General features: G+C 65.4%; 20 protein-coding genes. 10 read left to right on the forward strand and 10 right to left on the reverse strand.

The window, feature by feature from the left end:
- Positions 1-18: 18 nt before the first annotated feature.
- Entirely contained in the window at positions 19-1,335 is a 1,317-nt protein-coding gene (locus B7G52_RS00550; RefSeq protein ID WP_096695494.1) for a glycerate kinase, read from the forward strand.
- A gap of 47 nt (positions 1,336-1,382) precedes the next feature.
- Here B7G52_RS00550 and B7G52_RS00555 read toward each other — a convergent pair whose 3' ends face one another.
- The 4 genes from B7G52_RS00555 to B7G52_RS00570 all read right to left on the reverse strand — a co-directional run bounded on the left by B7G52_RS00555 (position 1,383) and on the right by B7G52_RS00570 (position 6,807).
- On the reverse strand, positions 1,383-1,802 hold the full coding sequence (locus tag B7G52_RS00555; RefSeq protein ID WP_096695495.1) for a thioesterase family protein: 420 nt from the start codon (positions 1,800-1,802) through the stop codon (positions 1,383-1,385).
- A gap of 103 nt (positions 1,803-1,905) precedes the next feature.
- Positions 1,906-2,913, reverse strand: a complete 1,008-nt coding sequence (locus B7G52_RS00560; RefSeq protein WP_096695496.1) for a tripartite tricarboxylate transporter substrate binding protein — start codon at positions 2,911-2,913, stop codon at positions 1,906-1,908.
- Between the two features lie 49 nt (positions 2,914-2,962).
- Positions 2,963-4,570: an indolepyruvate oxidoreductase subunit beta family protein gene (locus B7G52_RS00565; RefSeq protein WP_096695647.1), complete on the reverse strand. Its 1,608-nt coding sequence runs from the start codon at positions 4,568-4,570 to the stop codon at positions 2,963-2,965.
- Between the two features lie 5 nt (positions 4,571-4,575).
- Positions 4,576-6,807: an indolepyruvate ferredoxin oxidoreductase subunit alpha gene (locus B7G52_RS00570; RefSeq protein ID WP_096695497.1), complete on the reverse strand. Its 2,232-nt coding sequence runs from the start codon at positions 6,805-6,807 to the stop codon at positions 4,576-4,578.
- A gap of 96 nt (positions 6,808-6,903) precedes the next feature.
- On the opposite strand from B7G52_RS00570, the gene B7G52_RS00575 reads away from it, so the two are divergent.
- A complete protein-coding gene (locus B7G52_RS00575) occupies positions 6,904-7,809 on the forward strand; it encodes a LysR family transcriptional regulator (RefSeq protein WP_170954644.1) in 906 nt (301 codons plus the stop codon).
- On the opposite strand, the gene B7G52_RS00580 is transcribed toward B7G52_RS00575, so the two are convergent.
- Complete coding sequence (locus tag B7G52_RS00580; protein ID WP_096695649.1) at positions 7,806-8,708, reverse strand: LysR family transcriptional regulator; 903 nt, start codon at positions 8,706-8,708, stop codon at positions 7,806-7,808. The genes B7G52_RS00575 and B7G52_RS00580 overlap by 4 nt on opposite strands.
- Positions 8,709-9,077: 369 nt before the next feature.
- On the opposite strand from B7G52_RS00580, the gene B7G52_RS00585 reads away from it, so the two are divergent.
- Positions 9,078-10,244, forward strand: a complete 1,167-nt coding sequence (locus tag B7G52_RS00585; protein ID WP_096695498.1) for a mandelate racemase/muconate lactonizing enzyme family protein — start codon at positions 9,078-9,080, stop codon at positions 10,242-10,244.
- A 44-nt stretch (positions 10,245-10,288) separates the two neighbouring features.
- On the opposite strand, the gene B7G52_RS00590 is transcribed toward B7G52_RS00585, so the two are convergent.
- The 4 genes from B7G52_RS00590 to B7G52_RS00605 are packed head-to-tail and all read right to left on the reverse strand — an operon-like array spanning position 10,289 to position 14,875.
- Positions 10,289-10,588: an addiction module antidote protein gene (locus B7G52_RS00590; protein ID WP_096695499.1), complete on the reverse strand. Its 300-nt coding sequence runs from the start codon at positions 10,586-10,588 to the stop codon at positions 10,289-10,291.
- Positions 10,588-10,878 carry a type II toxin-antitoxin system RelE/ParE family toxin gene (locus tag B7G52_RS00595; protein WP_096695500.1) on the reverse strand — a complete coding sequence of 97 codons (291 nt, stop codon included), beginning with the start codon at positions 10,876-10,878 and terminating at the stop codon, positions 10,588-10,590. Before B7G52_RS00595 ends, B7G52_RS00590 begins: the two co-directional genes overlap by 1 nt.
- A 47-nt stretch (positions 10,879-10,925) precedes the next feature.
- On the reverse strand, positions 10,926-13,310 hold the full coding sequence (gene xdhB, locus B7G52_RS00600) for a xanthine dehydrogenase molybdopterin binding subunit (protein ID WP_096695501.1): 2,385 nt from the start codon (positions 13,308-13,310) through the stop codon (positions 10,926-10,928).
- Complete coding sequence (locus tag B7G52_RS00605; protein WP_096695502.1) at positions 13,307-14,875, reverse strand: xanthine dehydrogenase small subunit; 1,569 nt, start codon at positions 14,873-14,875, stop codon at positions 13,307-13,309. Before B7G52_RS00605 ends, xdhB begins: the two co-directional genes overlap by 4 nt.
- A gap of 72 nt (positions 14,876-14,947) precedes the next feature.
- Here B7G52_RS00605 and B7G52_RS00610 point away from each other — a divergent pair, with 72 nt between their 5' ends.
- The 6 genes from B7G52_RS00610 (at position 14,948) to B7G52_RS00635 (ending at position 21,869) form a co-directional block, all read left to right on the forward strand.
- A complete protein-coding gene (locus B7G52_RS00610; protein WP_096695503.1) occupies positions 14,948-15,880 on the forward strand; it encodes a LysR family transcriptional regulator in 933 nt (310 codons plus the stop codon).
- A gap of 58 nt (positions 15,881-15,938) precedes the next feature.
- On the forward strand, positions 15,939-17,522 hold the full coding sequence (locus B7G52_RS00615) for an ABC transporter ATP-binding protein (RefSeq protein ID WP_096695504.1): 1,584 nt from the start codon (positions 15,939-15,941) through the stop codon (positions 17,520-17,522).
- A complete protein-coding gene (locus B7G52_RS00620) occupies positions 17,509-18,594 on the forward strand; it encodes an ABC transporter permease (protein ID WP_096695505.1) in 1,086 nt (361 codons plus the stop codon). Before B7G52_RS00615 ends, B7G52_RS00620 begins: the two co-directional genes overlap by 14 nt.
- Entirely contained in the window at positions 18,594-19,514 is a 921-nt protein-coding gene (locus B7G52_RS00625; protein ID WP_096695506.1) for an ABC transporter permease, read from the forward strand. The genes B7G52_RS00620 and B7G52_RS00625 overlap by 1 nt, the downstream gene beginning before the upstream one ends.
- 72 nt (positions 19,515-19,586) lie before the next feature.
- Complete coding sequence (locus B7G52_RS00630) at positions 19,587-20,738, forward strand: BMP family ABC transporter substrate-binding protein (protein ID WP_096695507.1); 1,152 nt, start codon at positions 19,587-19,589, stop codon at positions 20,736-20,738.
- 90 nt (positions 20,739-20,828) lie between these two features.
- Positions 20,829-21,869 (forward strand): adenosine deaminase, encoded by a 1,041-nt coding sequence (locus B7G52_RS00635; RefSeq protein WP_096695508.1) that lies wholly within the window; start codon positions 20,829-20,831, stop codon positions 21,867-21,869.
- A 37-nt stretch (positions 21,870-21,906) separates the two neighbouring features.
- Here B7G52_RS00635 and B7G52_RS00640 read toward each other — a convergent pair whose 3' ends face one another.
- Positions 21,907-22,719, reverse strand: a complete 813-nt coding sequence (locus B7G52_RS00640) for a response regulator transcription factor (RefSeq protein ID WP_096695509.1) — start codon at positions 22,717-22,719, stop codon at positions 21,907-21,909.
- A gap of 167 nt (positions 22,720-22,886) precedes the next feature.
- Here B7G52_RS00640 and B7G52_RS00645 point away from each other — a divergent pair, with 167 nt between their 5' ends.
- Complete coding sequence (locus B7G52_RS00645) at positions 22,887-23,273, forward strand: surface-adhesin E family protein (protein ID WP_096695510.1); 387 nt, start codon at positions 22,887-22,889, stop codon at positions 23,271-23,273.
- Positions 23,274-23,397: the final 124 nt, after the last annotated feature.

Consider the following 23,397-nt stretch of genomic DNA (forward strand, 5'->3'; position numbering starts at 1 on the left):
GCGGACAGGAGATATTGAATGACTGCACCCCATCCTGCCACCCACCCGCGCCAGTTCCTCGAGCATCTTTACCAGGCCGCGGTCACGCGCGCCATGCCGCTGCACAACACGGCCGCCTGCCTGCCGCCACCGCCCAAGGGCAGAACCGTTGTCATCGGCGCCGGCAAGGCCGGTGGCTCGATGGCGCAGGCCGTTGAAGCGCTGTGGCCGGCGGACGCCCCGCTCGAAGGCCTGGTCGTCACGCGTTACCACCACATTCCGCCGCGGCCCGAAGGTCTGCCGCAGCGCATCGAGATGGTCGAGGCCGCCCATCCGGTGCCCGACGCGGCCGGCCTGGCCGCTTCGCAGCGCATTCTGGCCATGGTGCAAGGCCTGACCCGGGACGACCTCGTGTTGTGCCTGATCTCCGGCGGCGGCTCGGCCTTGCTCACGCTGCCGGCCGAAGGCTTGAGCCTGGAAGACAAGCAGCGCATCAACAAGGCACTGCTCAACAGCGGCGCCAACATCGGCGAGATGAACTGCGTGCGCAAACACCTCTCGCGCATCAAGGGCGGGCGCCTGGCCGCGGCCTGCGCGCCGGCGCGCGTGGTCACGCTGACCATCAGCGATGTGCCGGGCGACGACCCGTCCATCATTGCCAGCGGCCCGACCGTGCCCGACGCCAGCAGCTGCGCCGACGCGCTGGCCATCCTGAAACGTTACGGCATCGACGTGCCGGCGGACGTGTTGTCGCGGCTGGAAAGCGGGGCGCTGGAAACCCCCAAGCCCGGCACCCCGGCGTTTGACGGCCACGAGGTCCACATGATGGCCACGCCCCAGCAGTCGCTCGAGGCCGCCGCGGCCGCTGCGCATGCGGCGGGGCTTCAGGCCTACATCCTCAGCGACGAAATGGAAGGCGAGTCGCGCGAGGTCGGCAAGGTGCATGCGGCGCTGGCGCGTGCGGTGGCGCTCAGGAGCCAACCTTTCAGCAAACCCTGTGTGATCCTGAGCGGCGGCGAAACCACCGTGACGATCCGACCGCTGCAAGCGGGGGCGGCCAAAGGCCGCGGCGGACGGGCCGGCGAGTTCTGCCTGGGCCTGGCGCTCGCGCTGCAGGGCCAGCGCGGCGTGTACGCGCTGGCGGCGGACACCGATGGCATCGACGGGGTGGAAGACAACGCCGGCGCCTTTGTGGCGCCCGACACCCTGACGCGCGCTGTGGCGCAGGGCATGAAGATCAACGGCTTCCTGGACCGCAACGACGCCTATGGCTACTTCGAGCCGCTGGGCGATCTGGTGATCACCGGACCCACCTACACCAATGTCAATGACTTTCGCGCGCTATTGATTTTGTAGCTGCTGAAGACCATCCAGCAAGGGATGAAAGCCATTTTTATGCAAAGTCATTCGCAGAGGGCGCGGATCTCCGGCGGAATCGGCAGGGCGCGTATGGCTTCCGGGTTGTCGGCCCGGCGGCCGGCGAAGATGCGCACCTCCTCGCACTCCATGATGGCCTCTGTACCGCGCATGATGCGGTAACGCTGCACAAAACTTTTCTCGCGCCATTCGGGGATCGAGGTGTGGATGTCCAGCGTGTCGCCGTAGGTGGCGGTGCGGAGGAAACGCGAATGCGTGTCCACCAGCGGCGTACCGAGCACGCCCAGCGTTTTTTCGGTCTCCTGCCAGGACGGCACACCGCACTGTACAAAAAAATTCCGCGAGGCGGCGTCTATCCAGCGGAAGAAATTGGGAAACCACACAATGCGCGCCGGGTCGCAATCGCCGAATTCAACGCGGATGGTGTGGGTGATCTGTTTGCTCATGGATTCATTATGTTGTCAGGCCACGGCCCGTTCGCCCTGAGCTTGTCGAAGGGGGGCTTCGACAGGCTCAGCCCGAACGGTGGGTGTGAGCTACCGTGGGGGCTCAATCGCCTTTTATATTCCGTGCCCGGATCAGCGCGCCGAAACGTGTGCCGTCAATGGCGGCGCGCATGTTGAAGTCGGACGGCGACATCGGGGCCGGAATGCCGCCTATCGCCATGATGCGGTCTTTCACCGGCTGCGTGGCGAGGATCTTGTTGATCTCCTGGTTCAGCCGGGTCACGACGGCCGGCGGTGTACCGGCTGGCGCATAAAAGCCGAACCAGGTGTCGGCGTCGAAGTTTTTCAAACCGGCCTCGTCGAGGGTGGGCACATCCGGAAACAGGGGCGAGCGTTTGGCGCTGCCCACGGCCAGCAGCTTGAGTTTGCCGGCCTTCACATGCTGCAGGCCGATGCCCGGGTCGAACATGAAGTCGAGCTGGCCGCCCAGCAGGTCCTGCATCGCCGGTGCTGCGCCGCGGTACGGCACGTGCACCGCAAAGCTGTTGGTCTGCGCCTTCAGCATCTCGGCCGCCAGGTGCGGCGAGCTGCCGTTGCCCGGTGAACCGAACGACAGCTTGCCGGGGTTGGCCTTCATGTAGGCCAGGAATTCCTTCACGTTGTTGACCGGCAGCGAGGGTTTGACTTCCAGGAACACCAGCACGCGCGCCGCGGCTGCCACCGGCATCAGGTCCTTGGCCGGGTTGAAGGACATCTTCGGGTACAGGTGCGGGTTGACCGACACCATGCCGCCCGAGCTCATGAGCAGGGTGTAACCGTCGGCAGGCGCTTTGGCCACGGCTTCACCGCCGATGTTGCCGTTGGCGCCACCGCGGTTTTCCACCACCACCGGCTGGCCCAGGGCTTCGGCAAGCGGCGTTCCGATGGCGCGTGCCAGCTGGTCGGCCGCGCCGCCGGGCGGGAAGTTGACGATGACCCTGACCGGCTTGGCCGGCCAGGCCTGTCCTGAGCCTGACGAAGCGGTCTGCGCCTGTGCTGCGGAAAAAAGGCTGCTGGCGATCAGCGCCAGTGCCAGCAGGGTGCGGCGGCCGGGTTGGAAGAATGGGCTCATGGTTTGTCTCCTCTTGGGGTTCAGGTTTCCGGGTTTCGAAAAGCGCGCGTCAGGGTGTCCTGGCGGCACGCGGCTTGCGGTGTGGGTTGTCGACCCATCTGATCGGTTGTGCTTTCACCGGGCGCGCCGGTGCGCCATGGCTCACCAGCGCCTGGTCCAGCGCCTTGCCGGCTTCGTCCGCCAGCGCGGCCTCGCGCGCCTGGGCAATGGCCGCGGCGCGTGATTCGTTCGATGCGAAGGACGCGCCGGTCGCCAGGTGCTCCAGTACATGCATGAGGTTGTCCTTGCCGCGTTCGTTGGTGCTGCCGTAACCCTTGATCAGGCGGCCGCACAGCGCGATTTCGTGGCCCAGCTGCCAGTGTGCCCGCGTGCCGCGCACGACGCCGTCCAGCCACTGGGTGATCAGCGCCTGCTCGGTAGCAAAGCGGCTGCCGCGCACGCGCAGCCACTTCAGGCTGGCCAGCAGGCGCAGCGAGAGCATGCCGAAGACCGAGTGCGTGCCGACCTTGAGCGGCAGGGCCCACGGCGCCTTGCCGCGCGCCACGCGCTGGCGGTCCCAGCGCGTCACACGCGCGGCCAGGCCCGCCGGCAGCAGGGCCGCGAATTCCGCGGCGCCGGGTTTGAAGTGGTCATAGACCTGCAGCAGGTCACCGGCGCCCGCCTTGACCTCGCCGTGCACGCGTTGCCAGCGGCTGGCGCTGCTTTTCAGGTCGGCGACGCGCACGATGTCGTCAAACGCCATCCACAGCGCCAGCCAGCGCGCCATCTCACGCGTGGTGGCGTAGCCCTGCGCCGCCGCCGGATCCGCCTGCACCTCGGCGGCCAGTACCTCGCGCAGGCGGTGGACATAGAGGTCGGCGTAGTCGCGGCCCTGGTACTCCAGCATGCGTGCGTGGCCCAGGGCCAGCATGTCATGCACCTGCGGCGGAAAGTTTGAAGCCAAATCGGCCTCCAGCCCTTTAGGGACGGGCGCAAACAGCTCCTCTTCTGATAGCAAACCGGTGACCAGCGCCGTCTGCGCGCGTTGCGTGCCTACCTGTTCAAAGGCCTGGGCGAAGCCACGCAGGCTGGCTTCGGCGCCCTTGCCACCGTGCCGGATCACGCTTTCATACGCCTGGCGCGCGAAAGGCAGCAGGCCGCTGCCGGCGATGGCGCCCAGCATCACGGCGCTGACCACGGTGCCGCTGGTTTTGGCCATCTCGCCCATGTCGAACACATGGTGCTCGCGGCTTTGCGCACGCACCACCTCCAGCAGCGGCGCGCTGTCGGTGCGGCCGTCGCCCGGCTCCATGCGTTCGGCGGTGGTGAAGGTGCGGCTGCTGGAACTGATGACCAGTGTGCGCAGCGGTGAACTCATGCCGTTGCCGATCTGGCGCGCGGTTTCCAGCAGCTCGGACGACACGATGCCGTCCAGGGCGCCGGGCACCGGGTTCAGGCTGAACACCGGGCGTTTGCCCTGCAGTTCGGCCAGCGGCACCGGGAACACTTCGAGGTAATAGGTGGTCGCGCCGGTGCGCTGGGCCACGCCGGGAATCGACGTGCTTTGCGCCGCGTATCCGCTGGCCAGTGCGATGTCCACCAGCCATTCGGTCAACACGCCGCCGCCTTCGCCGCCGAGCGCGCAGATCAACAGGGTGATGGGTTTTTGTTGGTTCATGGTCATCACGCTGTCTGCATGGCACGTACCAGCGCCCCGCGCACGCTGCCCAGCAGGCGTTCGTGCCACTTCGGGTTCTGGATCACTTCGGCGCGGTAAAACGAGGGGCACAGGGTCGCCGCATGCGCGTTGGCGCCGCACAGGCCGCAGCCGACGCAGCCGTCAATCACCGTGGCCACCGGGTCCACCTTGAGCGGATCCGGGTTGTCCTTGAGCGTCAGCGTCGGGCAGCCCGACAGGCGGATGCACGCGTGGTCGCCGTTGCAGATGTCTTCGTCGACACCGTATTTGACGCGTACCACGCGTTTGCCTTTTTTGAGCAGGCCGGCCAGCCAGGGCTTGATGCGGCGCTGGCGCTCGAGCTGGCATTCGCCCTCGGCAATGATGACCTTCAGGCCGTTGAAGTCGGTCGTGAAAGCCTCGTTGAGGGTCTGGCGCATCTCCTCGACATGGTAGGTGTGCACCGTGCGCAGCCACTGGATGCCCAGGCCCTGCAGGGTGTTTTCAATCGTCTTGTTGGTGTCGGTCAGGCTTTGCAGCTTGTCGCTGGCGTTGAACTTGGCGTCATCACTGGGCGTGGAGATGATGTCCTGTGTGCCGGTGGCCGAGGTGTAGCCATTCTTGAAGATCAGCAGCACCGCGTCGTCGCTATTGAACAGCGCCGACTGCACGCCGGTCAGCAGGCCGTTGTGCCAGAAACCGCCGTCACCCATGATGGACAAGGTGCGGCGCGCCATCATGGGCGAGACGCCGGCGCGGCTGGCCAGGCTCATGCCGTAACCCAGAATCGAATGACCGAAGGAAAACGGCGCGAAGGTGCCGAAGGCGTGGCAGCCGATGTCGGCCGCAATGTGCACCGGCCCGACGTCCTGCTGCGCCAGCTTGAGCGCCGAGAACACCGGCCGCTCCGGGCAGCCAATGCAGAACCCGGGCGGACGTACCGGCAGCGGCTGATTCAGCTGCGCCTCGATCTCGCGGCCCACCGCGCTGCGGCGCTCGGCATTGCCCTGGAGCCAGGCCTTGGCCAGTTCCAGACTCCCTCTCCCCGTGGGAGAGGGTTGGGGTGAGGGCTGGTGCGCGGCTCCCTCACCCCCGCCCTCTCCCAGAGGGAGCAAATACTTCTCGACGAAGTGCACGAGCCCCTGCGCCACCACCTCCACCGAATATTCACCGCCCGAGGGCAGCATGTCCTTGCCGTGCAGCGGCGTGTTGATGTCGCGGCGGCGCAGAAAGGTGGCGATTTCCTGCTCGATGTATTCGGGCTGGCCTTCCTCGACCACCAGCAGCGCGCGTTTGCCCAGCGCAAATTCGGCCACCTGCTCGGGCACCAGCGGGTAGGTCACGTTGAGCACGAGAATGGGAATGTCGGTCTGGCCAAACGCGTCACACAGGCCGAACTGTTGCAGCGCGCGGATCAGCGCGTTGTAGATGCCGCCCTGCACGATGATGCCCAGGTCCTTCCGCGGCCCGTCCATCAGTTCGTTGAGTTGCTGCTCGATGATGTAGCGGCGCGCGGCCGGGATGCGTTCCTCGAACTTGAGTTTTTCGTGGCGGAAGGTGACCGGCGGGTGCGCGAGTTTGGCGTAGTCGAAGGCCGCGGGTTCTTCCATCAGCTGGCGCGTCGAGATCGCCGGCGGGCGGTTGTCCTTGCATTCGAAACTGCCGCGCACATGGCAGGCGCGAATGCGCAGCTCCAGTATGGCCGGCATGTTCGAGGTTTCGGACAGGCGAAAACCGTGCTCGACCATCTCCACCATCTTGCCGAGGTCGGGCCGCGGGTCCAGCAGGCACATGGAGGACTTGAGCGCATAGGCATGGGTGCGCTCCTGGATCACGCTGGCGCCTTCGCCATAGTCTTCGCCGACGACGATCAGCGCGCCGCCGGTGACGCCGGGCGAGGAGAGATTGGACAGCGCATCGGCGGCGACGTTGGTGCCAACAATGGACTTCCAGGTCACCGCGCCGCGCAGCGGGTAGTGGATAGACGCGCCCAGCATGGCGGCGGCCGAGGCTTCGTTGGAACAGGCTTCGACGTGTACGCCGAGCTCGTCCATGTAGGGCTTGGCCTGCACCATGACGTCGAGCAGGTGCGACACCGGCGCGCCCTGGTAGCCGCCCACATAGGCCACACCGGACTGGAGCAGTGCCTTGGTGATCGCGAGGATGCCCTCGCCGTGGAAAGTTTCGCCCGCGCCCATGCGCAGCGACTCGATTTCCTTGCTGAATGAAACTTCCAAGGCTGTCTCCGGGTTTTATTTTCGTGGGAAGCAGCGAGTTTGGGCCCCATTCGACTATCCATCAATAAAATAACGAGACTATCTGGTATTCATTCAATGCATATAAAAGACATCGACCTGAACCTGCTGCGGCTGTTTGACGCGGTCTACCGCACTCGCAACGTCAGCCGCGCGGCCGAGTTGATGGACCTGACGCAGCCGGCCGCCAGCCAGGGCCTGACGCGGCTGCGCCTGCTGATCAAGGACCCGCTGTTCGTGCGTGCCGGCGGCGGCGTGCAGCCCACCCCCAAGGCCGACAGGCTGGCCGACGCGGTGCGCAGCGCGCTCGCCACGCTGGAGCAGGCGCTCAATGAATCGGCCCTGTTTGAACCGCTGCTCTCGCGCAAGGTGTTCCGCATCCACATGAGCGACATCGGCGAGGGCCGCTTCCTGCCCGAGCTGATGGCGGCGCTGCGCGAGCTGGCACCCGGGGTGCGCATTGAAACCTCACCGCGGGCCAGCAACGACATCGCCCCGGCGCTGGACAACGGGCGCATCGACTTTGCGTTCGGCTTTTTGCCGGCGGTGAAAGACACGCAGCGGGTGCAACTGCTCAAGGACCGCTACATCGTGCTGCTGCGCGAAGGCCACCCTTTTGCGCGGCGCCGGCGCCGCGGCCAGGCGCTGCTCGACGCCCTGCAGCAGCTGGAGTTTGTGGCGGTGCGTACACACTCCGACACCTTGCGCATCCTGCAGATGCTGCAGCTCGAAGAGCGCCTGCGGCTGACGACCGAACACTTCATGGTGCTGCCGTCCATCGTCAAGGCCACCGACCTGGCGGTCGTGATGCCGCGCAACATCGCCAACATTTTCGCGGCCGGTGGCGGCTACACCGTCATCGAGCCGCCGTTTCCGCTGCGCGACTTCACGGTGTCCCTGCACTGGAGCAAACGCTTCGAGGCGGACCCCGGCAACCGCTGGCTACGTGGGGTGATTGAAGAGCTGTTCCGCGAAAAAACCTAAAGGGTCTTTCCTGCCACCCTGTGCCAGAAATTCACGGCCGCCGGAGGCAGCGCGGTATTGCTGCGAAACAGCCGGATGTCGAGCGCTATGGACCACTCGGGGCCGCCGGCGGCGACCAGGCGCCCGCTGGCCAAGTCCTCGGCGATCAGGCTGAGCGGCAACCAGGCCACGCCACGCCCGTCGAGTGCCATGGTCTTGAGCACCGAGGCCAGGTGGGCGGTGAACACCGGCTCGCTGCGGGGTTTTTCAAGCGCGCCGCTGCGCAGCGCGCGCACGATGCGGCCCAGCCCGGACTCGCTGCTGTACGCGAGGATGGGTGCGCGTTTGCCGCTGGCCGACAGCAGGTGTTGGGGCTTGCCGTTTTTCCCCGGGCTGGAGACCGGCACCAGGGTGTCGCCGCCCACCTTCACCGAGCGGTGGCTCGCCGGGTCCAGCCGGCCCGGCACCTGCTCATGCCAGTGACACAGCAGGAACTGGATGCGCCCCTGCAGCATCAGGGCCTCGCACTGCTGCATCACGTCCGAGACGAGTTGTATCGGGCCCATCGGCGAGCCGGACTCCAGTCCGCGCAGCCAGGTCGGCAGGAAGGTGAAGGACAGCGCGTGGGTGGACGCAAAGCGCAGGGTGGCGGAACTGGCGTCGGCCACCGCCCGCGCCTCGTCGGGCACGCGGGCCACGCGCGCGAGGATGTCCTGCGCCACCGACTGGAACCACTGCCCGGTCTCCGTCAGCGTGACGGGGTGGGTGCTGCGGTCGAACAGCGCCACGCCCAGCCATTCTTCGAGCGCCCGCACGCGGCGGCTGAAGGCCGGCTGCGTCATGTGGCGGTCACTGGCAGCGCGCGAGAAATTGCCCGAGCTGGCCAGCGCCAGGAAATCCTCAAGCCAGGTCAGGTTCATGGGCGGTGCTTTGCGGGCATGGAACAAGAAAAAACCGGCATTGGACGCCGGGGCGGGAGGCGCCGATGATAGCCCCATCACCCACCCACTGCGAAGCTGGGCCTGTTCACACTATTTATGCAAGATGCGTTGCGAGTCAAAAAGGCCATGCGCGAGGCGCAAAATGCAGCCGGGCTGGCGCCCGGCAAGGCTTTGCAACGCTGCGCATGGCCTTTTTGGCCGCAACCCGAAGGGAACGTGGTTAAAACAGCACCACTCGTCGTTGCACTCCTAGCCCAGCCGCCCAGGCTGAGCGTCGTCGCGCGCCTAGATTGGCGCTGTTTTAACCACGTTCGCACTTGTATAAATAGTGTGAACAGGCCCTAGCCCATGAAGATCATCGATATCCGCGAAGTCACCCAGCCCATCAAGTCCGACATCCGCAACGCCTACATCGACTTCTCGAAGATGACGCTGAGCCTGGTGGCCGTGGTCACCGACGTCATCCGTGACGGCAAGCCGGTCATCGGTTACGGCTTCAACTCCAACGGGCGTTACGGCCAGGGCGGGCTGATCCGCGAGCGTTTTGCGCCGCGCATCCTGGAAGCCGCGCCGGACAGCCTGCTCGCCGAAAGCGGCAACAACCTCGACCCGCACAAGGTCTGGGCCGCGATGATGACCAATGAAAAGCCGGGCGGGCACGGCGAACGTTCGGTCGCCGTCGGCACCATCGACATGGCCGTCTGGGACGCCGTGGCCAAGATTGAAGGTGTGCCGCTGTACCAGCTGCTGGCCGAACGGTATGGCGACGGCACGCCGAAGCGCAAGGTGTTCGTTTACGCCGCGGGCGGTTACTACTACCCGGGCAAGGACGACGCCAAGCTGATGATGGAGATGCGCAGCTACCTGGACCGCGGTTATGCGGTGGTGAAGATGAAGATAGGCGGCGCGTCGCTGGCCGACGACTGCCGGCGCATCGAGGCGGTGCTGGGCATGCTGGCGCCGGGGCAGAAGCTGGCGGTCGATGCCAACGGCCGCTTCGACCTGAAGACCGCGATCGCGTATGCCAAAGCCCTGTCGCACTACGACCTGTTCTGGTACGAGGAAGCCGGTGACCCGCTGGACTACGCCTTGCAGGCCGAGCTGGCGCAGCACTACGACAAGCCCATGGCCACCGGCGAGAACCTGTTTTCCATGCAGGACGCGCGCAACCTGATCCGCTACGGCGGCATGCGCCCGGACCGCGACTGGTTGCAGTTCGATTGCGCGCTCAGCTACGGCCTGGTCGAATACCTGCGCACGCTGGACATGCTCAAGGAACATGGCTGGTCGCCCACACGCTGCATTCCGCACGGCGGCCACCAGATGTCGCTGGCGATTGCGGCCGGCCTGGGCCTGGGCGGCAACGAGTCCTACCCGGACCTGTTCCAGCCCTATGGCGGCTTCCCCGACGGTGTCAAGGTCGAGAACAGCTACGTCACGCTGCCTGAGTTGCCGGGCATTGGCTTCGAGGGCAAGGCCGACCTGTACGCAGTGATGAAAGAGCTGGCGCCTTGATCTCAATTCGTCAGGCGGCCTGCACTTGCCCCGGCTTTTCAGAGTCAGGAGTTTTCCGTCAGTGGCTGCATTGTGAATTTGAAGCCCAAAGCGTGCATCACCTTGAACAGCGTATCGCTGTTGGGGGCCCGGTCACCTGAAAGGCTTTTGTAGAGGCTTTCCCGCGAGAGCCCCGTGTCCTTGGCGAGCTGGGTCATGCCCCGGGCTCGAGCGATGTCGCCCAGTGCCGCCGCCAGCAGAGCAGGGTCTCCGTCTTCCAGCACTACTTGTAAATAGACCTCAATGTCTTGCTCGCTGTTGAGGTAGTTCTGCATGTCGAATGGACGAGTTTTTGCCTTGTTCATCACAACTCCTTGGCCAACTTTCTGGCCCGTTCAATATCGCGTGCCTGACTTGATTTGTCGCCACCGCCCAACATGAGGATCAGTGCACCCGATCGCTCGACGTAGTACATGCGCCATCCGGGTCCAAAAAACTCTCTCATTTCAAAAACGTTGTCACCAACGGCTTTCACATCGCCCAAGTTACCCAAAGTCACCTTACGCAAGCGCACCTGTAAGCGCTTCTGCGTCGTGGCGTCTTTCAGCCCGGCCAGCCAATCGCTGAACTCTTCGGTTTCGACAACGCTGTACATCGATGAATTGTATCCTTTTGGCTACAATTCGCAAGCTCCTGACTGTTCTAGCCTTGGAGTGCCCGCAGCACATGTTCGGCCGTCGCCGGTGCCACCAGGCTCACCGCACCCGGCCGGGCCGCTGCCACCGCTTCCTTCAGCGCCTCCAGCACGCTGATCGCCAGCATGAAAGGCGGCTCGCCGACGGCCTTGCTGCCGAACACGTTGTCCTCGCGATTCGGCTCGGGCCAAAGATCAATTTTGAAGTGTTCGGGGATGTCGCCAGTCGCCGGGATCTTGTAGGTGCTGGGCGCGTGGGTGCTCAGCAAACCTTTGTCGTTCCACACCAGCTGTTCGGTGGTCAGCCAGCCCATGCCCTGCACAAAACCGCCTTCGATCTGGCCGATGTCGATGGCCGGGTTGATGCTGGTGCCGACGTCGTGCAGGATGTCGACCTTGAGCACGCGGCTTTCACCTGTGAGCGTGTCGATGGCGACCTCGCTGCAGGCGGCGCCGTAGGCGAAGTAATAAAACGGCCGGCCGGTCAGCGTGGTCTTGTCGTAGTGGATTTTCGGCGTGCGATAGAAGCCGTCGCTCCAGAGCTGGATGCGGTTGGCGTAAGCCATGCGCACCACTTCCGGGAAAGGCCGGCTGGCCTTGGGCGACATGATCGCGCCGCCGGCGAAAGACACGGCGCCGGCGCCGCAGCCGTCCAGCCCGGCCACAAACTGCGCCAGGTTGTCACGCACATGGCGCGCGGCATACTGCGCGGCGCGGGCGTTGAGGTCGGTGCCGGCCGAGGCGGCGGTAGCCGAGGCGTTCGGTATCTTGCTGGTGTCGCTGGCGGTGGCCAGCACGTCTTCGAAGGCCACGCCGAGTTCGTCGGCAACAATTTGCGCCACCTTGGTGTTCAGGCCCTGGCCCATCTCGGTGCCGCCGTGGTTGACCTGCACGCTGCCATCGGTGTAGACATGCACCAGCGCGCCGGCCTGGTTGAACAAGGTGGCGGTGAAGGAAATGCCGAACTTGACCGGTGTGATCGCGATGCCGCGCTTGATCACCGGGCTCTTGGCGTTCCATGTCGAAATGGCCTTGCGCCGTCTCCGGTACTGCGCGGACAGCTCCAGTTTTGATAGCAGGGGGTCGAGGATGTTGTCTTCGACCTTCATCTGGTAGTGGGTGGTGTTCCTGTCGTCCACACCATAGAGGTTGCGCTTGCGCACATCGAGCGGGTCCAGGCCCAGATGCCGCGCGATGTCGCCGAGAATGGTTTCGATCAGCACCATACCCTGCGGCCCGCCGAAGCCGCGAAACGCCGTGTGGCTTTGCGTGTTGGTCTTGCAGCGGTAAGAGGCGATCTCCACGTCTTCGAGAAAATAGGCGTTGTCGGTATGGAAAATCGCTCGGTCGGCCACCGGGCCGCTCAAATCGGCGCTGAAGCCGCAGTTGGCCGCCATCATGAGTTTGAGGCCGTGCAGGCGGCCCGTGTCGTCGAAACCCACGCTGTAGTCGTAGGCAAAGGGGTGGCGCTTGCCGGTGACCATGAAGTCGTCGTCGCGGTCCAGCCGCAGCTTGATCGGGCACTTGAGTTTGTTCGCGGCGATCGCGGCCCACACGGCCAGGTGCCCGGCCTGCGTTTCCTTGCCGCCAAAGCCGCCGCCCATGCGCCGGCATTCGACACGCACCGCATGGTTGCTGATGCCCAGCGCATGCGAGACCCAGTGCTGCACCTCGCCCGGGTGCTGGGTGCTCGAATACACCAGCCACTGGTTTTGCTCCTGCGGCAGCACGTAGGCGATCTGGCCTTCGAGGTAGAAGTGCTCTTGGCCGCCGACCTCGAGCTGGCCGGAAAGCAGGTGCGGTGCCGAGGCCAGCGCCTGCGCCGCGTCGCCGCGTTTCACAAACACCGGCGGCAACACATAGTTTTCAGCTTTCAGCGCATCGCGCACCTTCAGGATGGCCGGCAGTTCCTCGATCTCGAGGCTTACCTTGCGCGCCGCCCTGCGCGCCTGCATCACCGAGCTTGCGACCACCAGGCCGATAACCTGGCCGATGTGCTCGACGGTGTCGGTCGCAAACACCGGTTCGTCATGCACAAAAGTGGCCAGCAGCGGGTCGCCCGGAATGTCACCGGCCAGGACCACGTCACGCACGCCGGGCATGGCCAGCGCGGCGGCGGCATCCACACCGAGCAGCCGGCCGTGGGCGACGGTCGAGAGGATGGGCGCCGCGTACAGGGTGCCGCGCGCCTCCAGGATGTCGTCCACATAGGTCGCGGCACCGGCCACCTGCGCGCGCGCGCTTTCGTGTTTGTGCGAGTGGCCGGCGGCGCCGCGGGCCGGTTTGGTCGCTGCGGCGGGAGCCGCCACGGGCGGCAGGGTGACCACGGGCACGGTCGGGTTGTCGGCGCGGGTGACCGGGCCTTCGTTGTGGTTCTTTTCCCGGGCGTTCATGACGATTCCTCCACCAGGACAAAGGATTCCAGGTTGATCTGCTGCAGGCCCTGGCTCTCCAGCCAGAAGCGCTGCAGCAGATTGCCCAGCACTTCGCTGCGGTAGGCGCCGGACGCGCGCATGTCGGAGATCGGCGAAAACTCGGTGCGCAGGGTGGTGATGGCCTGCCGCACGGTTTCCTGTGACCAGGGGCGGCCGGTGAGTGCGGCTTCGGTGTGCGAAGCGCGCACCGGCGTGGCGGCGACACCGCCCGCGCCTACCGAGGCTTTCACCACCTTGCCGTCGTTTATCTGCAGGTTCAGTGCGAGGCAAACGGCCGAGATGTCGTCGTCGTAACGTTTGGAGATTTTGTAAACCCGCAGCAACTCCTGCCCCTCACCCCAGCCCTCTCCCCAAAGGGGCGAGGGAGCAGGAGCGCCTGGTTTTTCTCCCTCTCCCGCCGGGAGAGGGCTGGGGTGAGGGCGCACCGGCCGGGGCACCTTGACCCAGGCCAGCACCTCGTCTTTGGCCATCACATTCTTGCGGTAGCCGGTGTAGAGACTTTCCAGCGGCAGCTCGCGGTGGCCGCGCACACTCATCAGCACGACATTCGCCCCCAGTGCAATCAGCAGCGGCATCGAGTCGCCAATCGGCGAACCGTTGGCCACGTTGCCGCCCAGGGTGCCGGCGTTGCGCACCGGCAGGCCGGCAAAGCGATGGGCAAAGGCCTGCAGTTGCGGCCGGTCGGCCACCAGCGCGGCAAAGGCGTCGCTGAGCGTGACGGCCGCGCCGATGGCGACGTGGTGCTCGTCATGCTCGACCCGCCGGAGTTCTTCCACCCGCGTGACGTCCAGTACCTGGCCGAACTGCATGTGCATTTTGGTCACCCAGAGTCCGACGTCGGTGCAGCCCGCGACGAGCTGGGCGTCGGGGTGGGCGGCGCGGGCGGCCAGAAGTTCAGCCAGCGTCTGCGGCGCGTTATAAGAAAAATCGGCCTCCAGTCCTTGCCGGGTCTGCGCAAGCAGCTCCAATTTTGATAGCAATTCGGCCTCGTTGACCTGCACGGCGGGCAAGGCCGCCATCTGCTGCGCAGCGTCAAAAATCGGCCGGTAACCGGTGCAGCGGCACAGGTTGCCCGACAGGTCCTGCTGCGCCAGCTCGCGCGTGATGGCCTGGCCTTTGCTTACATGATTCTGGTACATGCCGAACAGGCTCATGACAAAACCGGGGGTGCAGAAGCCGCATTGGGAGCCATGACACTGCACCATCGCCTCCTGCGCCGGGTGCAGCGTGCCGTCGGCGGCGGCCAGGTCTTCCACCGTCCACAGCGCCTGGCCGTCCACCGAATGCGCCAGCTTGATGCAGCTGTTGACCGCCCGGTAACGGATGCGTCCGCCGTCGGCCTCGCCGACCACCACGGTGCAGGCGCCGCAGTCGCCCTCGCCGCAGCCTTCCTTGGTGCCGGTGCACCCCAGGTCCTCGCGCAGCACCTCCAGCAGCGTGCGGCTGGGTGGTACATTGGCGAGCGCGACCACCTCGCCACCCCGGATGAATTGAACGGTTTTAAGAGGCGATTGAATGTCCATATTTACTAGGGTAAACCCAATCGCGCGATGCGGGTATATCCATCGCCATATCAAGCCGATGCACAAAAAGGTATGAAAGACCAGGCCTTATTCGACAAGATAGACCTCCATCTCATAAGGGTCTTGAACACCGTGCTGACCGAACGCAGCGTTTCGCGCGCCGCCATCCGCCTGGGAATGTACCAACCCGCCGTCAGCGCCGCGCTCAAGCGCCTGCGCGAACTGGCGGGTGATCCGCTGCTGGTGCGTTCGGGCGCCGGCATGGTGCCCACCGACGCCGGCCTGCGCATGATCGACCCCTCGGCGCGTATTCTCCGGGCGGCCGAGGTGCTGTTCAGCGATGCACGCGGCTTTGACCCGGCCACCGCCACCAGCACCTTCAGCCTGGCCTGCAGCGACTACATGGACCCGCTGTTTTTGCCGCAGCTCGTGGCGCAGATCAAGAACCTGGCGCCGCTGTGCCATGTGGACATTCACCCGCTGTCGGGCGAGTCGGACTACCGCACGCGGCTGGCGCAGGGCGAGGTCGACATCGTGGTCGGCAACTGGCCGGCGCCGCCCGACGACCTGCACATGGCGCGCCTGTTTGGCGACGAGGTGGTGTGCCTGGTGGCCAAAGACCACCCGGCGGCACGCCGCGGCTGGGACAGCGCGAGCTGGCTGGCCGCCGAACACGTGGCGCCGACGCCCACCCACCCGGGCGCCAAGGGCGTGATTGATGAGCACCTGGACAAGCTGGGCCTGCAGCGCAACATCACGGTGCGCTGCCCGCATTTCGGCCTGATTCCCGCCATGGTGGCCTCCAGCCTGCTGGTGCTGACCACCGGCCGCCAGTACTGCGAGCGTTACACAGGGGCACTGCCGCTGAAGATCCTGCCTTGCCCGGTAGACTTCCCCCGCATGATGTATTACCAGCTCTGGCATGAGCGCACCCATGCCTCGGCGTCGGCCAAATGGCTGCGCGACCGTGTCAAGACGGTGGCTGCGGCGCTACGAAAAGAATAGCTGCTTGCGCTTGATGCACAAGGGCTAGAGCCTTAAAACATATAAAAACCAAGAGACAATGTCCGCTTCCACCGTCCCTCCAGACCCGCCTTCCTCTGCCGCGCCGCGCCTGCGGCTCACCGGCATCACCAAGGCCTACCCGGCGGTGGTCGCCAACAGCGATGTCTCGCTGTCGGTGTTGCCCGGCGAGATTCACGCGGTGCTCGGCGAAAACGGCGCCGGCAAATCGACGTTGATGAAAATCATCTACGGCGCGGTCAAGCCCGACGCCGGCCGGGTCGAGGTCGACGGCCGCAGCGTGGTGATCCGCAACCCGCAGGAGGCGCGGGCGCTGGGCATCGCCATGGTGTTCCAGCACTTCAGCCTGTTCGACACGCTGACCGTCGCTGAAAACGTCTGGCTCGGCCTGGGCAAAAGCCTGAGCCTGGCCGAGGTGTCGCGCCGCATCATCGCCACCACGCAGGAATACGGCCTGCAGCTCGAACCCACGCGGCCGGTGCACACGCTGGGTGTTGGCGAGCGCCAGCGCGTGGAAATTGTCCGTTCGCTGCTGACCGACCCGAAACTCCTGATTCTTGACGAGCCGACCTCGGTGCTGACGCCGCAGGCGGTGGACAACCTGTTTGTCACCTTGCGCCAGCTGGCCGCGCGCGGCTGCAGCATTTTGTACATCAGCCACAAGCTGCACGAGATCCGCGCGCTGTGCACAGCCTGCACGGTGCTGCGCGGCGGCAAGGTCACCGGCGTCTGTGATCCGCGCCAGGAGTCCAACGCCTCGCTGAGCCGACTGATGATTGGCGCCGAGCCGCCGGCACTGGAGCACCGCGAGCAGCCCGCCGGCGCCGTGGTGCTGGAAGTGCGCGACCTGAGCCTGGCGCGGGAAGACCAGTTTGGCGTGGACCTGCAGCACATTGCACTGACGGTGCGCGCCGGCGAGGTGGTCGGCATTGCCGGCGTCTCGGGCAACGGCCAGAAGGAGCTGCTGTATGCGCTGTCGGGTGAAGACATCCGTTCGGCGGGCGACAGCATCCAGGTTGCGGGGCAGGGCGTGGGCCGGCTCGGCCCCATGCAGCGCCGTGCGCGCGGCCTGCATTTCCTGCCGGAAGAGCGGCTGGGGCGCGGCGCCGTGCCGACGCTGAGCCTGGCGCACAACCTGCTGCTCACGCGAAGCGATGCCGTGGGCCGCGGCGGCTGGCTGCGGCTCGGTGCCCTGCAGGCGCAGGCGGCCGGCATCATCCAGCGCTACCAGGTCAAGGCTGGCGGCCCGCAGGCGGCGGCGCAGTCGCTGTCGGGAGGCAACCTGCAGAAATTCCTGGTCGGCCGCGAGATCGAGGCCCAACCCACCCTGCTGATTGTTTCGCAGCCGACCTGGGGTGTGGACGTGGGCGCCTCGGCGCAAATCCGCGGCGAACTGCTCAAGCTGCGCGACAACGGCTGCGCGGTGCTGGTGGTCAGCGAAGAGCTCGAAGAACTGTTCGACATCTGCGACCGCCTCTACGTGATGGCCAAGGGGCAGATCTCGCCGGCCCTGCCGCGCGCCGACGCGACGGTGGCGCTGGTCGGGCAGTGGATGAGCGGATTGTGGAACGAAGCCTCAGTGCGAACGGAAAATTCATCGGGGGCCAGCCATGCTCAAGCTTGAAGCCCGGCCGCAGCCCTCGCGATGGTGGAGCCTGGGCTCGCCGCTGCTGGCGTTGCTGATCACGGTGGTGATCGGCGTGTTGCTGTTTGCCGCGCTGGGCAAGGACCCGGTGCGCGGCCTGCAGATCTTTTTCTGGGAACCGGTCAAGTCGCCGTATGCGCTGAGCGAGCTGATGGTCAAGGCGACACCGCTGCTGATCATTGCGCTGGGCCTGGCCGTGTGTTTTCGCTCCAACGTCTGGAACATCGGCGCCGAGGGCCAGTTTGTCATCGGCGCGGTGGCGGCCGGCGGCGTGGCGCTGCTGGCCGACAAAACCACCGGGCCCTGGATCGTGCCGGCCATCATCGCGGCTGGTGTTTTGGGCGGCATGGCCTGGGCCGGCATCACGGCGCTGCTGCGTGACCGCTTCAACGCCAATGAAATCCTGGTCAGCCTGATGCTGGTTTATGTGGCCGACATGGTGCTCAGCTACCTGGTGTTCGGCCCCTGGAAAGACCCGCAGGGCTATAACTTTCCGCAGACCAAAACCTTCGAGGCGGTGACGCAGATCCCGCGGCTGATGCAGGGCTCGCGGGTCAGCATCGGCCTGTTGATTGGTCTGGCCGGCGCGCTGGCCTTGTGGCTTTTCCTGTTTCGCACCCGCGCCGGTTTTGCCCAGCAGGTGGGCGGCCTGGCGCCCGCCGCGGCGCGTTACGCCGGCTTTTCGTCGCGCAAGGCCTTGTGGGTGGCGCTGCTGACCTCGGGTGGGGCGGCCGGGCTGGCCGGCGCGCTGGAGGTGGCCGGCCCGATTGGCCAGCTCACGCCTTATGTGCCGGCTGGTTACGGCTTTGCCGCGATCATCGTGGCCTTTGTCGGGCGGCTGCACCCGGCCGGCATGGTGTTTTCAGCGATCCTGATGAGCATGTTCTACATCGGCGGCGAACTGGCCCAGTCGCGCCTGGGCCTGCCCAAGTCGCTGACCGGGGTGTTCCAGGGCCTCTTGCTGTTCAGCCTGCTGGCCTGCGACACGCTGATTGCCTACCGCGTGCGCTGGACGGGCCGCGTCAAACCCGTCATGAAAGGCGCCCGCTGATGGACTCCTACGCCTTGCTGCTGGCGGCGACCCTGAGCGCCGGCACCGTGCTGGCGATTGCTTCGCTGGGCCTGCTGATCAATGAAAAAGCCGGCATCGTCAATTTGGGCGCCGAAGGCATGATGTTGTGCGCCGCGATTGCCGGCTTTGCCGCCGTGGTGCACAGCGGCAACATCTGGCTCGGTTTTGCCGCCGGCATGGCGGCCGGTGCCTTGCTCGCCGCCATCTTCGGCGCGCTGGTGATCTGGCTCAACACCAACCAGTACGCGACCGGGCTCGCGCTGAGCCTGTTTGGTGCGGGTTTCTCGGCCTTTGCCGGCATCAAGTACGTGCAGGAGAAGCTCCCCGAGCAGGGCCAGTACGCCTTGCCCTGGCTCGGCGACCTGCCTTTTGTCGGGCCGGCGCTGTTTCGTCAGCACCCCATGGTCTACCTGGCCATGGTGCTCACGGCCGGGCTGATCTGGTTTTTGTACCGCACCCGCGCCGGTCTGGTGCTGCGCTCGGTCGGTGAGAGCCCGGAGTCGGCGCACGCACTTGGCTACCCGGTGCGGCGCATCCGCCTGGCGGCCGTGGTGGCCGGTGGCGCGCTGTGCGGTCTGGCCGGTGCCTATGTCTCGGTGGTCTACACGCCGCTGTGGGTCGAAGGCATGATTGCCGGCAAGGGCTGGATTGCGCTGGCCCTGACCACCTTTGCCACCTGGCGCCCGGCACGGGTGTTGCTTGGTGCTTACCTGTTCGGCGGCGTGACCATGCTGCAGTTTCACCTGCAGGGGCTGGGCGTGGATGTGCCGCCCCAGTTCCTGACCATGCTGCCCTACCTGGCGACCATCGTGGTGCTGGTGCTGATCTCGCGCAACCCGCGCTGGATCAGGCTGAACATGCCGACTTCGATTGGAAAGCCTTTCTACCCCGGTTCATGATGTTCCCGGCCCATAATCTGGGGTTTGCCACCTCGCCCACCGTTAACCGCAACCGTCGTTACAGGAGATGACATGACTGACCTACAAAAACGCTCACTGCTCAAGCTGGCTGCCCTTTCGGCAGTCGCTTCCGCCGCCCTCATCGGGTGCGGCAAGAAGGAAGAGGTCGCACCTGCACCGGCGCCCGCGCCTGTGGCCGCACCGGCGCCGGCCAAGGTGGAACCTTTGAAGATTGCCTTTGCCTACATCGGACCCGTCGGCGACGGCGGCTGGACCTTTGCGCACGACAACGGCCGCAAGGCGATCGAGAAGGAATTTGGCGACAAGGTGGTCACCAGCTTCGTCGAAAAAGTCCCCGAGTCGGCCGATGCCGAACGCGTGATCCGCGACATGGCCAGCCAGGGCAACAAGCTGATCTTCGGCACGACCTTCGGCTACATGGAACCCATGCTCAAGGTGGCTGCCGACTTCAAGGACGTCAAGTTCGAACATGCCACCGGCTACAAGACCGCGGACAACCTGCGTACCTATGACAGCCGCACCTACGAAGGCGCCTACATGGCCGGCGTGATCGCCGGCAAGATGAGCAAGACCGGCACGCTGGGCGTGGTCGGCTCGGTGCCGATTCCCGAGGTGGTGCGCAACATCAACAGCTTCACGCTGGGCGCGCAGTCGGTCAACCCCAAGGTCAAGACCAAGGTGGTCTGGGTCAACGAGTGGTTCAACCCGCCGAAGGAAACCGAAGCGGCCACCGCGCTGATCAACGGCGGCGCCGACGTCCTGTTCCAGAACACCGACTCGTCGGCCGTGCTGCAGACCGCCGAGAAGATGAACAAGCGCGCTTTCGGCTGGGATTCGGACATGACCGCCTACGGCCCCAAGGCCCACCTCGGTTCGGCCGTGATCAACTGGGGCCCGTACTACATCAAGGCCACGCGCGACGCGCTTGAAGGCAAGTGGGCGACCGGCCAGGCCTGGTGGGGCGTGAAGGAGGGCGCCATCGACATGGTGTCGATTGCCGCTGACGTGCCCGATGACACCAAGAAACGCATCGACGAGATCAAGGCAGGCCTCAAGGATGGCAGCTTCTCGATCTGGAAAGGCCCCATCATGGACAACACCGGCAAGGAACTGGTGGCCAAGGACGCCGTGGCCGACGACAAGTTTCTCGGTGGCCTGAAGTCTTACGTCAAGGGCGTGGAAGGCAAAGTCCCGGGCAACTGATGCCTTGCTCCCTCTCCCTCTCCCCAGGGAGAGGGCAGGGGTGAGGGTCCCAGCTGCCTTTAGGCAGCTTTTTTCGTTTCTGGAGCCGACATGAATTCCGTCCGACCTGTCTCCCCCGAGAGATTGCCCGAGCTGCTGCGCCTGATGCCCAAGGCCGAGCTGCACATCCACATCGAAGGCTCGCTCGAGCCCGAGTTGATTTTTGCGCTTGCGCAGCGCAACGGTATCCAGCTGCCGTACGCCAGCGTGGACGAACTGCGCAGTGCCTACGCGTTTACCAACCTGCAGAGCTTCCTGGACATCTATTACGCCGGCGCCAGCGTGCTGATCACCGAGCAGGATTTCTACGACATGACACGGGCCTACCTGCTGCGGGCCGCGCAGGACAACGTGATCCACACCGAAATATTCTTTGACCCGCAGACCCACACGGCGCGCGGGATCAGCATGGAAACCGTGATCAAGGGCCTGCACCGCGCCTGTGTCGATGCGCAGGCCGAACTGGGCATCAGCGCCGCGCTGATCCTGTGTTTCCTGCGCCACCTCAGCGAAGAAGAAGCTTTCGAGACGCTGGAGCAGGCGCTGCCTTGGCGCGACCTGATCATCGGCGTGGGGCTGGACTCCGGCGAGGTCGGCAACCCGCCCGAAAAGTTTGCCCGTGTGTTTGCGCGCTGCCGCGAACTCGGGCTGCACCTGGTGGCCCATGCGGGCGAGGAGGGCCCGCCGGCATACATCTGGACGGCCCTGGACTTGCTCAAGGTCGAACGCATCGACCATGGCGTGCAGTCGGCCAAAGACCCGTCGCTGATGCAGCGCCTGGCCAAAGACCGCATCGCCCTGACGGTGTGCCCGCTGTCCAACCTCAAGCTGTGTGTGTTCCCGGACTTGGCCCGTCACAACCTGCGCCAGTTGCTCGATGCCGGGCTGGCCGCGACCGTCAACTCCGACGACCCGGCCTATTTCGGCGGCTACATGAACGAGAATTTCACGCAGACCTTTGGGGCCACCGGCATGGAGGCGCAGCATGCCTGGACGCTGGCGCGCAACAGTTTCGACGCCAGCTTCGCCGAGGCAGCGGCCAAACGCGGCCACATGGAGCGGCTGGCCGCCTGTTTCGAGAATTTTCGCTAGGCCTGTTAACAGGCCCTGGCCCCCGGGCGCTTGCAGCTCAGGACTTGGCGTCCCGGTTGACCCAGGGGCTGGCCGGTTCGCTGGAGGCGGCCGGGTTTTCCGGCAGACCCACCACGGTCCTGACCGCGCGCATCAGCGCGTCGGCCTCGAAAGGTTTGGTGACATAACCGTCGGCGCCGCCGGCCAGGCCCTTGATCACGGACTCGCGTGTGGCCTTGCCGGTCAGCATGATGACCGGGACGTTTTTCAGGGCCGGGTGCTGGCGCAGCCGAAGCAGGATGTCAAAACCGTCGGCGTCGGGCAGCATCACGTCGAGGAGAATCAGGTCGGGAATCGGGGGCTTGCGGAATTCGGCCACCACTTCCGCGCGGTTGCCCGCCAGCCGGACCTGGAAGCCTTCGAAGGAGAGATAGGTCTGGATGAACTTGGCGAGCATGGGCTCGTCGTCCACCACGATGGCCGACAGCATCTCTCCGGGCGCCAGCTTGCGGGCTGGTCCGCGGCCGCGCGCGATGCTGACGTAATAGCCGGCCTTCTTGAGGGAAACGGCGCCCGAGTCGGCCTCGGCCTCGGCATTGGACAGGGCGAACTGGTTGAGCTGGATGTTGAACTGTTCGGTAAAGGGATCGGCCTCTGCCTGCGCCAGCAGCCCGCGCTGCAGCAGGCTCTGGAAGGTGTCCGAGAACGTCTCGGCGGCGACGGCTGGCATGCCCGCCTTGATTTGGGCGAAGCTCAGGATGCCGTCGATGCGGATCAGCAGCTCAATTTCCGCGGGCGGCAGTGTGGTCGCACCGCTCCGCAGTTCCTGCTGGCCCTTGGAGGTGAGTTGGTAAACGTCGCTGTCCCGCATAGTCGCTGGCTTTCCTGGTTGTCGCTCCGGCTGCCCGGCGAAAGGGCTCTGTTTCCCGGTTGATTATCGTCGTTTCGGGGCGGGTGGGCGCCGTCGGTGTGCTACCGTGCGTGCAGGACGGTTCGCCGCATTGCGGCAGGATACCTTCCATCGCCTGAGCAGCACCCATGAAACGCCTGATCACCGTCCTTGCCCTGATGAGCCTGAGTGTCGGCGCTGCCGCGCAATGGACGCCGGTCATGATCGATCCGGTGGTGGTCACCTACATCGACCGCACCACCCTGCGCGGCAAGGGCGGCATGGTCAGGATGTGGTGGCTGATGGATTACCAGCTGGTGCAGATCACCGACGAAAAGGGCTATTTCTCGCGTCTGCACCACAGCGAATTCGACTGCAAGGGCCAGCGCATGCGCCTGCTCTCGGTGGCGCTGCTGTCCGAACGCATGGGCCACGGCCAGGCAGTGTTCAAGGATCCGTTGCCGCGCAAATGGGAGGCCGTGCGGGACGGCTCCTTCCAGGACGCGTTGTGGGACATTGCCTGTATTGCTTACTAGCCCCATGGATATGGAGCCCCCACGGTCGTTCGCTTCGCGTAACTCCCTGCCCCCGAGGGGGCCGCTGCGCCTGCGGACTGGCAGAGCCAGATCCGCGGCCCTGCTGGTAAAGAGCGTTATCGGA

It is taken from the genome of Polaromonas sp. AER18D-145, assembly GCF_002379095.1.
Classification (GTDB): domain Bacteria; phylum Pseudomonadota; class Gammaproteobacteria; order Burkholderiales; family Burkholderiaceae_C; genus Polaromonas.